Here is a 12,897-nt window from a genome sequence, read left to right as displayed (position 1 = left end):
ATAGAAGCCTCTAAAAAATTGTTGATAATTACTAAAAAAAATGTAAAATAAGTCATAATATAAGGAAAAATTGTTAAAAATGGCGAAAAGAAAAAATATTACATAACTCACTTGAAATAAAATAATATTTCATGTACAATAAAATCATCAAAGGAAATACTTACAAGGAGGAAATATTAATGAAATTAAAAATGGTTTGTAAAAAGGTAATGTGTACACTATTAATTGGAACAATGATGATTTTAATGGTTGCATGTGGTGACAAGTCATCACAAGATTCAGAGAAAGAAAAAGATATTTCTCAAGAGGGTAAGGATAAAAAGAGTATTACGTTAGAATTTCAGCAATGGTGGGGTGTGGAATTACCAGATGGGGTTTTAAGTGATATTTGTAATGGATTTACTGATGAGACAGGTGTGAAAATAAAATTATTAAGTAATCCATATGCTGATACAAAAACTCAAATAGCAGCTGGGGCAGCAGCAGGAACTATGGCAGATGTAGTTGGGTTAGATGGTTCATGGGTATATGATTTTGCGAAACAAGGTTCTATCGCTAACTTAACGGAGTTAATGGAATCTGATGGATATGATGATAGTAAATTATCAGATCAAATAAAAGTTGATGGCAGTACATATATGATTCCAGTTGTAAACTTTGCCTATCCAATGTACGTAAATAAAGATATTCTAGCTGAAGCTGGAATTGATAAGATTCCAACCAATTGGACAGAATTTATGGAAGCTTGTAAACAAGCCACTAATAAAGATAAAAATATATATGGTTGGGCGATACCATTATCTACAGAATCTCCAAGTGGTATTCAAAACAACTTCATGAGTTGGTTATGGGCTTCAGGAGGTTCAATGTTAAATGAGGGTAAACCAGCATTGACTGGTAATGATGATTTAGTGAAAACTGTAGATTTTGTTAAAGGTATGTTTGATGCAGGTGTTGTCACTCCAGGAGCTTATGCAATGAAAGAAGCTGATATGGTTGAAGAGTTCGCTAATGGAAGAATTGCTTTTATGATTGATTCTCTTGCACATTTAACAATGATTAGGAAAAGTTCACCAGATATGAATGTAGATATTATTAATGTTCCTATTATCGAAAGTTATTCAGGAACAAGTGGTATGGATGTAGCCAACTGGGGAATTGGTATATCAGATAATTGTGAACACAAAGAAGAAGCTATAAAGTTCGTTGAATATATGATGAGTGAAGAAGTAAATGCCAAGTTGGCAGAAGCAGCTAATGCTTTCCCTGGTAATACATATTCTAAACCAGCTTATGAGGGAGCAGATGAAATGTTTCTTAAGGCTTATGAAATCTTTCAAGATTGTTATGCTATAAATGAATTTACTGGACTTCCAACTTCAGAAGAATTGATGAGAGCATTTGATGAACAATTACAATTGTATATTGATGGAGATACATCAGGTGTTAATGATATGCTGTCAGCTACACAGGAAATATGGGAGAAAGCATTTAAGTAATAAGGTATTTGTGACTATATATTGTGGGCTATATATTATATAGCTCACAAATATAAGAGAGGGATGAAATAAGTTGATGAAAGCAAGAAGTATTGTTAAAGGCGGTTTTACGAAAAAAGCAACTCCTTATTTTTATCTTATGCCAACACTGATTCTTATGTTTTTATTATTGATAATTCCGATAATCATGGTTATAAAATTTTCTTTCTATGACAATGTTATTGTAAATAAAAATCCTGTTTTTGTTGGTTTTGACAATTATAAAGCTATTCTAGCAGATAGTACTTTTATTACTGCAATCAAAAATACGTTGGTTTTTGTTGTAATCAGTGTTCTGGCACATTTGGTTATTGGGGTAATGTTTGCACTACTGCTTAACACTAAATATTTAGGAAATAAATCAAAAGCATTATTTCGTGTGATATATGTTTTACCATGGATGTTTACAGCGTCAGTTATTGCAATATTATGGAAAATGATGATGAATCCTAATGGTATCATTAATTATTTATTGCAGTTGTTCAATTTGACAAGTACTAATATTGAGTGGTTAGGTTCAAGAAAATTTGCACTTTCGGCAGTGACATTCATTAATATCTGGTCTGGTTATCCTTTTTACATGATTAGTATCTTAGCTGGTCTACAAGGTATAAGTGGAGATCTATACGAAGCTTCTGCTATAGATGGGGCTAATGGTTTCAAGCAATTTTTTAGAATTACAGTACCTCAACTGAAACCAATCTTAATAAGTCTTCTTATGCTTGACTTTGTTTGGACTATTCAGCAATTTGCTTTGATCTGGATGACAACTGGTGGTGGACCAATAAAAGCTACTGAAACATTAAGTACATATATATATAAACAGGGATTCAGCAGTTATCAATATTCCATGGCTTCAACAAGTGCATGTATCGTATTGTTAGCTTGTACAATAATAGCAATATTTTACGTGAGACATCAGAAAGCGAGGGACTAAGATGGTTGGAGGGAGAAAATTATATATAAAAATTATTATTGTTGTTTTACTTATCTTAGGTGCTTGTTTTGCAGGATTTCCAGTACTTTGGATGATTCTTAGTTCATTCAAAACTAATGTAGAAATATTTGCATGGCCTCCAGTATGGATTTCCAAAACATTTAGTTTCGATGCATACAAAGCTATATTCGGAAGTTCGGAACAAATTAGATTTTTCATAAACAGTTATTTTATTGCAATTACAGTTGTAGTATTAACCCTTGTAATCGGAATTCTTGCTTCATATAGTTTCAGTAGATTTGATTTTCCAGGTAAAAATATTCTAAATACATTAATAGTAAGTGTTCAGGCGGTTCCACCTATTACTTTATTGATTCCATATCTAAGTCTTATTGTTACTATGAAACTATATAATACATACTTGGCATTGATTTTGACTTATATGCTTTTTACCCTGCCATATGCGATATTAATGACAACAGGATATTTTAATACATTATCAAAAAGTTTAGATGAAGCAGTTATGATTGATGGAGGTTCAAGGTTTAAAGCACTATGGAAAGTATTAGTGCCTACAGCAGTACCAGGATTGGTGTCAGTTGGTATGTATACTTTTATGCAGGCATGGAATGAATATCTATTCGCTCTAGCATTAACTAAAACCAATGATATGAGAACTGTACCGGTTGGGATTAATCTATTAATGGGACAACATGCATATGAATGGAATCAAATGATGGCAATGAGTGTATTGGGTTCCCTTCCTGTTCTTTTACTATTCTTGTTCTTCCAGAAATATTTTATTGCAGGAATGACTGCCGGTTCTGTAAAAAGTTAAATTGTATTATATTATTAGCGTATTGATATTACAAATTGGTACTGAGGGAAGGTAATGAAAATGGAAGATAAATATAAAGTGGCTTTTGATGATTTGGATAATGTGATTTCATTGAGAAAAGAAAAAAATATATTTCCCGCAATGGGTTATACAAGTAATCTGGATCTCTTATGCGATTTTCAAATTGATATATTAAATAGATTGTTGAAAGAAAATATGCAAGGATGGAATTTAAAAGATATGAAACCAGTTCCTAAGATAATAACTATAGAGGATCTATTACAGACTATGGTGTTCTACGCTATAAATGGGATTGGTGGAGAAGCAGATATTGAAAATATTAATTTGGTTACAAAAAACTTTCAATATACAAAAGGCATGGGTGGTACTGCAACTCAAGGAGCGATGGCTTTAGCCACAATTAAATGTCCATCAGTTGTTCATTTGACTGATGATTCGAAAGATGTATGCGAGATACTAAGTTCGCCATATATCTATACTGTATCAGAAAAAGGTAGATTGATACATACAAACGAAGTAATCAGTAAAGGAGAGCAAGAAATTCATTGCATCATTCAATTTAAGAAAGGTGATGTAATAGAGCTGGGGGAACAGAAAGCGAGTATTCCAGCATCTAATAGATTGATTATTACCAAAATCACTATAAACGAATATGTTCCATTTGATCAAAATTACTTTAACTATATCGAAAGTAATGCTGTCAATATAAGTAGTAACGTTTTATCCAGCTTTAATGCACTTATGGATAAGAAGGTATTGGAAGAACATTTGACATATGTGAAGAAACATATATTGAAATATAAGGAAAAAAATATTAAGGGAATAGTATTTTTTGAAGATGCTCATTATCACGACAATGAGATAAAAAAATTATGTATAGAAAGTCTGTATTCAAAAGTTGACATAGTAAGCCTTAATGAAGAAGAACTGAAATATACATTGATGATGTATGACTATAAAATAGATATAACTGATATTTTATCTTGCATTAGAGGAATTAGATGTTTGATAGATAAGTTTCATATCAAAAAAGGAATTATAGTTCATACCAAAGATTATTCAATGTATGTTGGGGAAGAATTAGAAGCTGATATCGAAAGAGGTCTGATCTATGGTAATTTGATTGCTACAGCTAAGGCTATGTTCGGTTGGTATGGAACCAAGGAACAGATAGAAAAGATATTGACTCTTCCCTTAAGCAAAGTAGGACTATCAAACAAAGAAATAGTTTCCAAAAGTGAATATAGGGATGGAATTAAGATAGTGCCATCTAAATACATTGATAAACCTAAATATACTATTGGATTAGGAGACTCTTTTGTTGCTGGTGTACAAATCTGTTTTGAGTATACCACTACAAAATAAAGTATAGATATTATTGGTTCAATTAAGGAGGCGATAATGGATTGACTAACAACCTAATGTAGCGATTATAATAATTTTACGAAAAATGGAGGAAAAAAATATGTTAATGAATATGAAAGAACTATTGAAAATTGCCAATGAAAAGAATTTTGCAGTACCTGCGTTTAATATTTCCAGTTATGCAATGTTTAATGGAATTATGGAAGCATCTGAAGAAGCTAATGCACCTGTAATCATTGCTATTCATCCGGATGAATTAAGTCATGTAGGAACAGATTTCTTGGCTTCTCTTAGAATGAAAGCATTACAATCAAATATTCCAGTTTGTATACATCTAGATCACGGTGCATCTTTTGAACAGGTAATAGTAGCAATACAAAGTGGATTTACTTCAGTTATGCTTGATGGTTCTAGCTTACCATTTGAAGAAAATATTGCAGTACTAAAAAAAGTTGTTGAAGCTGCACATGCAGTTGATGTTTCAGTTGAAGGAGAATTAGGGACTATAGGTTCAACAGATTCTCAAGCAGAAGCAGGAACAGAAACTATAATATATACAGACCCTGAGGATGCTGAGAAATTTGTAAAAGAGTCTGGAGTTGATACATTAGCTATAGCAATCGGAACATGTCATGGTATTTATCCAAAAGGGGTTAAACCTGAACTGAAATTGGATTTATTGAAGAAAATTAAAGAAAAAGTGACTATACCAATAGTTCTTCATGGCGGTTCCAGTAATCCAGATAAGGAAATTGGTGAATCAGTTAACTTGGGAGTTAATAAAATTAATATTTCAAGTGACATAAAAGCGGCGTATTATGTTAAAATGAGAGATGTACTACAAGATGAGAGTCTTAGAGAACCAAACACTATAGAGCCACCTTGTATTGCGGCAATGAAAGAAGTTGCACATCATAAGATAAAACTATTTCAAGCTGATGGGAAAGCTTCATTGTATTAATTGTACGTAAATCTGGTTGGTTTAGTATTTACATTGAGGTGAAAAGATGAGAGGAATACTGGAAAAAACAGTAAAAGAAGTAATTAGTGAAAATTATGGGTGTATTTTTTCAGCAGAGAAGAAAGTTGCAGATTTTATCTTGAAAAACCCAGAAAAAGTTGTGAACATGAATGTTTCTGAACTTGCAAAATCCAGTGGTGTAAGTGATGCTACTGTAGTAAGGATGTGTCATCATATTGGATATAAAGGTTACTATCAGTTTAGGATAATGCTTGCACGAGATATGGGAAGAAAACAAAAAAATTCGGTTCAATTACCTGAAGAAACAGATGATGTAGTAGGCGTGTTTAAGAATTATGCAGATACAATTATGGCTATTGGACACAATATTAATCAAGAAGATATTTTATCTTGTGTTGACTTAATAAAAAAATGCAAACAAGTACATATCATCGCGGCTGGAAATACTAGCCCATTAGCTCAATATATGGGATTTAGATTGGGAAGGCTTGGTGTTAAGTGTACATATAACATTGCACCTGAATATTTTATGAATCATGTCAATCTTGCTGATAAAGGAGATATCATTATTGCTCTATCCCAGTCTGGGACATCTAAATCAGTTGTTCAAGGAATGGAGCTTGCAGTCGAAAAAGGATTGAAGATCATTGCTATAACGGGATATTCGCAGTCACCAGTAGCAGATAAAGCAGATTATACATTAATCTCTAATGGTAAAGAAGAAATATTTAATTGTTATAAGAATTATGCTCACTTGAATGAAACTGCAGTAATAGATGCTTTACTTGAGCTAGTTACTAATCAGGAGACTATAGCTAAAAAACATGCAGATAAACCAGAAATCATTTTATCAGAAACTAAATATTAATATTGACGGCAGGGATTTTTAGAAATATAAATTCCTGCTGTTATAAAATTTATTCATATAAATATGAAAGAAGATGATTTGGAATGAAACGTTCAAAAATAAATAAAGTGATAAAAGACATGGAAAATCTAATAGAAAAGAAACAATTCATGTTGCCACCTTTTGCCAAATGGACATCAGAAGATTGGAAAATAAAAGAACATGAATATGATGAAATTCGTGATAATAAATTAGGATGGGATATTACTGATTTCGGTTTGGGAGATTTCGAAAAGATAGGTTTCTCACTTATTACCTTGCGTAATGGAAATCATAATAATAAAAGATACAACAAGACCTATGCAGAGAAATTATTGATGCTCTATCCTAATCAGTCTGCACCTATGCACTACCATTGGAGTAAAATGGAAGATATTATTAATCGTGGAGGCAATGATGTTTATATAACTGTCTATAATGGAGCAGAAGACGGAAGAAGATTAGATACAGATGTACAAGTCAGTACAGATGGAAAAATGAGGACAGTACCTGCTGGGACAAAAGTTTTATTGAAACCCGGTGAAAGTATTACTATAACTCAGTATATGTATCATGATTTTTATGTACCAAATGAAGGAGGACCTGTTCTTCTAGGAGAAGTTTCGATGTGTAATGATGATGATAAGGATAACAGGTTCTATGAACCTATAGGACGATTCCCTGAAATAGAAGAAGATGTTTTGCCTTATAGATTATTATGTAATGAGTATCCTGATGCAAAATAGATATCATAAATACTTACAAATTAGAACATAACATCATATACTAATGTAGAATAAAAAATTAGAGGTAGTTATGTGAGTTCATCTATAAATGATTTTATATATTATAAGTTATTGACTGACATTTTATTTAAAAAAACTAACGAGAACGCGTATAGAAGACAATTGAACAGCACCAAAAACAATCTATGCATATATAAGAAACTTAATGGTCAGGATGGAATTGATTTCTCATCCATAGAATATTATTGTTCCGAAAACATTAGGGATAACAAGTTGGAAAAAGCTATAATGGACAGTTTAGGATTAGAAGAATATAAAGATGATATTAGGTATTATTATAATAGAATTGACATAAATGACGATAATCGACCTGAAGTATTCGTTTACCTTACAGGAATACCTGTGTGTGGAACTGGAGGATGAACAGGTGTAATTTTTAGTGAGGATGATGATAGATACAAGTTACTATCAAGATTTACATTAGTGAATAATCCTATCATTATAACTGATAATAAAACAAATGGATATAGAGATATAGTAATGGACGTTTATGGTGGTGGCATTAATAGATTTTATGCTATCATGAAGTATGATGGGAATTCATATCCTAGCAATCCATCTGTTGAACCAAGAGTAGAAAGAGGTACTAAAGTAGAAGGAACAGCGATAATAGCAGATGATTTATTAATCAACAAAGGGCTTAAGTTCAAGTGATGAATAATAAAAAAATACTTCCAAGTAGATAGTCTGATTAAATTGATTTAACTGTCTACTATGGAAGTATTAATATCTCATCATTTTTTTGAGTTTATAATGTAACAAAGTTGATTTCAATATAAGATGACTAATGTAAATATTAGAAATTAGTTTGCAGTAAATTTCTTAGTGACAGTTTTACTTGGTAATGATCTGCCTGTAGCGTATTTACGGAGATGGATAGTTATATTACCAGTAAGATCTGGTAGGTTGTTGCCGTTATATCTAGTCCAAGTATTCTTATTATCAATAGAGAATTCCATGTTTTTATTGATGGTTACAGTATTATTAGTATCATTGGATTTAACGTTACGAGGATGTATTGTCCTTTGGTCCAATTTGATGAGTTGAGTTTTATCCGTTCCTTTCAATCTAATAAGAATACCATCAGTACTAGTCATTGATTCTAACTCATCCTTAGTCAATAATACATCATCCTCAGAAGGAGTAGTGTAAGAATCGCCGCCATCAAAACTATATTCAGCATATGTTGTGATTCCCATAAGTCTGCCAGCTTTTGAACCATCAAAGGAGAATGTAACAGTATCCAATTCATCTGGTATATCTGGAGTTATTATATTCTCTGTGTACTGGATTTCAACCATGTCACTAGAAGTTGTAGTCCCAGTAGCTAATTTACGAACATAAATAGTAACATCACCAGTTAAATCAGGATTATTGGAACCATCATACTTAGTCCAGCTATCTCCATCATAAGAATATTCCAAGCTTGTATCCAATGAAATAGTATTGTCAGTATCATTGGCATCAAGACTACTAGAATCTAATTCACCACTATTAATGTCGATTGTGTAAACTTCGTCAGTAGCTTTAGTTCTAATTAAAATATCATCTTTAGAATTGATTGAATCAAGTTCATAATCTGCAAGTAATACATCGTCTTCAGAAGGAGCAGTATAAGAATCACCACCATCTAAGCTGTATTCAGCATCTGTAGTAATTCCCATAAGTCTACCAGCGTTTTCACCATCAAAAGAGAAAGTGATGTGAGATAAATCAATAGATGGAGTATTACCAGTAAACTTTCTTGTAACAATCGGACTAGGTAGAGAAGTGCCTCTAGCATATTTACGTACGTGGATAGTAACATTACCAGTCAGATCAGGAAGATTACTACCAGTATATTTAGTCCAAGTCTGTTTGTTGTCAATGGAAAACTCCATATACTTGCTTAGACCCTTAAGAGTATTATTAGTATTATCAGCTTTGATTGTACTGTTCCATAGACCATTTTTACCTATTTTGATTAATTGTGTATCATCAGTATCTATCATCCTAAGAAGAATACCATGAGTAGTAGTAATTGATTCCAACTCATTTTCAGTAAGAAGTACATTTTTTTCTTTGGCAGTAGTGAAATTTTCGCCACCATCTAAACTATATTCAGTATCTGTTGTAACACCCATGAGTCTTCCAGCATTGGTTCCATCAAAAGAGAATCTGCCAATGGTGTATTTAACAGATATGATGTTACTTGCTGCAGTAGTACCAGCAGCAGCTCTACGAACATAGACAGTAACATTACCAGATAGATCAGGGTCGTTATTCCCATTGTATCTAATCCAATTGACTTTATCAAAAGAATATTCGTAGCTACTATATAATTTAATAGTATTATTAGTATCATTAGAAACTAGACTGTTGGATTTTAGTGTGCTTTTATTAATATTAATCGTATAAGCCTTTTCGTCACCTTTAGTTCTTAATAATATATTATTATTATAATTGATGGATTCAAGTTCAGAGTCAGTAAGAAAAACGTCTTCCATGGAAGGAGTAGTGTAAGTCTTACCACCATCTAAACTGTACTCAACATCAGGAGTGATTCCCATGAGTCTACCAGCATTCTCACCACTAAAAGAGAATGTAGCAGCAGTAAATGTTCTTGTAACAGCAGGACTAGGTAGAGAATTGTTCTTAGCATATTTACGAACATGGATAGTTAGATTACCAGTTAGATTTGGAAGATTGCTACCGTTATATCTAGTCCAAGTCTGTTTATTGTCAATAGAAAATTCCATGCCGCTTCTAATACCTGTTAGAGTATTTAAATTATCGTTTGATTTGATTGTACTCCATAATAATCCTTCTTTGACGATCTTGATTTTTAGAATATAATCAGTATTTTTCTTTCTGACAAGAATACCATGAGTAGTAGTGATAGAATCTAGCTCTTCTTTAGTAAGCAATACGTTATCTTCAGAAGGAGTAGTATAAGTTTCACCACCATCTAAGCTATATTCATAATCTGTTGATATACCCATAAGTCTGTTAGCGTTCTCACCACTAAATGAAAATGTAGCAGCAGTGAATTTTCTAGCGATGATATTACTTGGTAGGTAAAGACCAGTAGCAGCTTTACGAACATATATTGTAACATTACCAGATAGGTCAGGAAGGTTTTCTCCATTATATCTAATCCAAGTAATTTTATCTATAGAAAATTCCATGGTTTTATTAATACCGGAAATTGTATTTTCTGAATTACTACTTTTGATATATTTATCTTTTAGTTGAGAATTCTTAATGTGCAATACGAATTCTTCATCTGTATCAAATGGTTTGATAATTATATTGTCTGTACTATTAATGGATTTCACTTCATCTTTAGTGAGTAGCAAGTCATCTTCATCAGCAGTAGTGAAAGTTTCACCACCATCTAGACTGTATTTTTCACCTTTCTTCAATCCCATAAGTCTATTAGCGTTTTCACCATCAAAGGAGAATGAAGCAGCAGTGAATTGTCTAGTCAAGAAATTGCTGGCAAGATTCGCTCCTTCTCCACTTCTTCTTATATATATTGTTATGTAACCAGATAAATCAGGAAGGTTATTACTATACTTAGTCCAATTCACTTTATCAGTAGAAAATTCCATATAACCTTTCATACCTTCTAAAGTGTTTGCTTCGTTATTCAATATTACATGGATTTCTTTTATATAGTGTTTGTAGATATGCAACACATAAGGTTCGTAAGTGTCGTTGATCCTGATTCTAATATGGTCTTCCGTGTTGATATAATTTATTTGATCTTCTGTAAGCAATAAATCATCTTCAGTAGCAGTCAAGTAAGTATTGCCACCGTCTATACTATATTCTTCACCTTTTTTAATACCCATAAGTCTACCAGCATTTGGACCATTTACAGAGTACTTAGCTATTACTAGATTTCCTTGTGGTAGTCTTTTATGTAATGCTCTAATTGTACTTAATTGTTCACTATCTGTATTCTTATCGAAAGCAGCGTATATGTCAAGAATCATTTCCTGCAATATTGTTCTATCATAATCTGAGATTTGTTTTATTGGTAATCTATTAAGAAGGTCTGTCATAACTTTTGGATGATATGTAAAAGTATCAAGTATATCATCTATTATCTGTTTCCATTCTTCAATAGTTGCATTCTTAGCAATCATGGAATCTATTTTATAATACCATGCGATCAGATTGTTTTCGTTAACATCTATGGCTTTATTGATGATTTGCATTTTATCTGTTGAATCCATTACTTCAGAAAGCCAAAGTAACTGGTTGGATTTAACTAAGTTATCTTCGTCCTTGTAAGCTTCTACTAATAACTTTGTATATATTGGATGATCTCCCCAAGGTATAGTAGTTGCTGGTCTATTCCAAGCATATCCAATACCACCAATATTATTACCAAGCCCCCAACTATTCTCAGAACTCATGTATAAGAAAGCCATATGGTTAGGCTGTCTTACATCAGTTGAAGGTACACCGAATGATCTATATATTAGAGTACCGAAGTATGATATTCTTGTACAAACTCCACCAATTTCAAGCAGATCTTTTAGTTTCCATTCACCTTGATAATTTCTACCGTCTCTTTTTCCATAAGGCATTAAAAATGCTGCTCTCTTTAATGAGCCTTGAGTTATATAATCAGGGTGTTTGGTCCTAAGAAAATTATGAAGCCAATCTATATCTGCGTCTGAAGTAGCATTATCCGCTACCATAGTCAGGTGTGTAACATCAAGATTATTAAATGAAGGTAATAATTTACCTTCTGTGTTAAGTTTTTTGTAATGGTCATATCTAACAATAGGATCTATGACTGTATGATTTGAATCATAGGTTCTAATAGGATTAGCATGAACTAAAGCCATTGCAATAGCGAATTTTGCATAGAAACCGTCATGACAATCCTCATCATGCTCCCATAGGTTTTTCCATACATCCAACGACTTAACAAGCCTGTCTTGTTTGTAATCTACTCTTCCTTGTAAAAAAAGGTCAAGTAGATCGCTTCGACTGAAAATTGTTGATAGGAAATCAGCATGGTCCGTACTCTTAGCTTCGAATTTTTCTAGATTATCAGCACCAAGTCTATCAATGAAAGTTCTTCTTACTAGAGCAGTGTAGAATTCATTATCTTCTAGACTTGATTCAATATCGTTTATAGCATCAGTGGTTTCTGCTACCAAATATTGATTGTACTGACTTAATAAGTCACTATAATTACTATTATCAATACTTGTAAGTACAGGAAGATTATCACTTTCTAGTTCACTGATTACAGTAGTCCCAATTATGGTATTTGGTTGTATCGCATTACCATAAGAAGTGATATAAGGGGTTGTTAAACTTATTCCTAATCCCACAACCATCAATGGAAACAGTTTTGATCTTTTTTTTGCCTTTCTCATAAAATTCCTCCTCATTCTGTCAATTAACAGTAACATAACAATATAATTGTATCATAATTCTGTTAATTTCTTGTATCATCAATTGCTACTAATTTTTTAAGCATAATATACTAGTATTTCACATTAGTATTTTGGAGGCA

10 protein-coding genes are annotated in these 12,897 nt (G+C 32.3%); 9 read left to right on the top strand and 1 reads right to left on the bottom strand.

Annotated features, from left to right (window positions below):
* The first annotated feature begins 179 nt into the window (after positions 1-179).
* From QMG30_RS00580 to QMG30_RS00540, 9 genes are all read left to right on the top strand, one after another.
* On the top strand, positions 180-1,499 hold the full coding sequence (locus tag QMG30_RS00580) for an ABC transporter substrate-binding protein (protein ID WP_281811122.1): 1,320 nt from the start codon (positions 180-182) through the stop codon (positions 1,497-1,499).
* Positions 1,500-1,575: 76 nt separating this feature from the next.
* Positions 1,576-2,475 (top strand): carbohydrate ABC transporter permease, encoded by a 900-nt coding sequence (locus QMG30_RS00575; RefSeq protein WP_281811120.1) that lies wholly within the window; start codon positions 1,576-1,578, stop codon positions 2,473-2,475.
* Between the two features lies 1 nt (position 2,476).
* Positions 2,477-3,313, top strand: coding sequence for a carbohydrate ABC transporter permease (locus QMG30_RS00570; RefSeq protein ID WP_281811118.1), 837 nt, complete (start codon positions 2,477-2,479; stop codon positions 3,311-3,313).
* 60 nt (positions 3,314-3,373) lie between these two features.
* Positions 3,374-4,699 carry an ADP-dependent glucokinase/phosphofructokinase gene (locus QMG30_RS00565; protein ID WP_281811116.1) on the top strand — a complete coding sequence of 442 codons (1,326 nt, stop codon included), beginning with the start codon at positions 3,374-3,376 and terminating at the stop codon, positions 4,697-4,699.
* Positions 4,700-4,799: 100 nt separating this feature from the next.
* The gene (locus QMG30_RS00560) at positions 4,800-5,660 is read left to right on the top strand and encodes a ketose-bisphosphate aldolase (protein ID WP_281811114.1); all 861 of its coding nucleotides are present in this window, start codon (positions 4,800-4,802) and stop codon (positions 5,658-5,660) included.
* 46 nt (positions 5,661-5,706) lie between these two features.
* Positions 5,707-6,549, top strand: coding sequence for a MurR/RpiR family transcriptional regulator (locus QMG30_RS00555; RefSeq protein ID WP_281811112.1), 843 nt, complete (start codon positions 5,707-5,709; stop codon positions 6,547-6,549).
* An 83-nt stretch (positions 6,550-6,632) separates the two neighbouring features.
* On the top strand, positions 6,633-7,313 hold the full coding sequence (locus QMG30_RS00550) for a D-lyxose/D-mannose family sugar isomerase (protein WP_281811110.1): 681 nt from the start codon (positions 6,633-6,635) through the stop codon (positions 7,311-7,313).
* Between the two features lie 72 nt (positions 7,314-7,385).
* Entirely contained in the window at positions 7,386-7,736 is a 351-nt protein-coding gene (locus QMG30_RS00545) for a ferritin family protein (protein ID WP_281811108.1), read from the top strand.
* Between the two features lie 9 nt (positions 7,737-7,745).
* On the top strand, positions 7,746-8,027 hold the full coding sequence (locus QMG30_RS00540; RefSeq protein WP_491851249.1) for a COG3650 family protein: 282 nt from the start codon (positions 7,746-7,748) through the stop codon (positions 8,025-8,027).
* A 149-nt stretch (positions 8,028-8,176) separates the two neighbouring features.
* Here the strand turns inward: QMG30_RS00540 and QMG30_RS00535 are convergent, their stop codons facing one another.
* Entirely contained in the window at positions 8,177-12,757 is a 4,581-nt protein-coding gene (locus tag QMG30_RS00535) for a hypothetical protein (protein WP_281811104.1), read from the bottom strand.
* Positions 12,758-12,897: the final 140 nt, after the last annotated feature.

This window comes from Vallitalea longa, assembly GCF_027923465.1.
In the GTDB taxonomy this organism is placed as follows: domain Bacteria; phylum Bacillota; class Clostridia; order Lachnospirales; family Vallitaleaceae; genus Vallitalea; species Vallitalea longa.
The sequence above is the reverse complement of the archived record's forward strand: the minus strand, read 5'-3'. Positions and strand labels throughout refer to the sequence as shown.

Excerpts from the sequence above, each read along its gene's own strand:
- QMG30_RS00580 (WP_281811122.1), top strand. The coding sequence starts at position 180 with ATGAAATTAAAAATGGTTTGTAAAAAGGTAATGTGTACACTATTAATT.
- QMG30_RS00575 (WP_281811120.1), top strand. The coding sequence starts at position 1,576 with ATGAAAGCAAGAAGTATTGTTAAAGGCGGTTTTACGAAAAAAGCAACT.
- QMG30_RS00570 (WP_281811118.1), top strand. The coding sequence starts at position 2,477 with ATGGTTGGAGGGAGAAAATTATATATAAAAATTATTATTGTTGTTTTA.
- QMG30_RS00565 (WP_281811116.1), top strand. The coding sequence starts at position 3,374 with ATGGAAGATAAATATAAAGTGGCTTTTGATGATTTGGATAATGTGATT.
- QMG30_RS00560 (WP_281811114.1), top strand. The coding sequence starts at position 4,800 with ATGTTAATGAATATGAAAGAACTATTGAAAATTGCCAATGAAAAGAAT.
- QMG30_RS00555 (WP_281811112.1), top strand. The coding sequence starts at position 5,707 with ATGAGAGGAATACTGGAAAAAACAGTAAAAGAAGTAATTAGTGAAAAT.
- QMG30_RS00550 (WP_281811110.1), top strand. The coding sequence starts at position 6,633 with ATGAAACGTTCAAAAATAAATAAAGTGATAAAAGACATGGAAAATCTA.
- QMG30_RS00535 (WP_281811104.1), bottom strand. The coding sequence starts at position 12,757 with ATGAGAAAGGCAAAAAAAAGATCAAAACTGTTTCCATTGATGGTTGTG.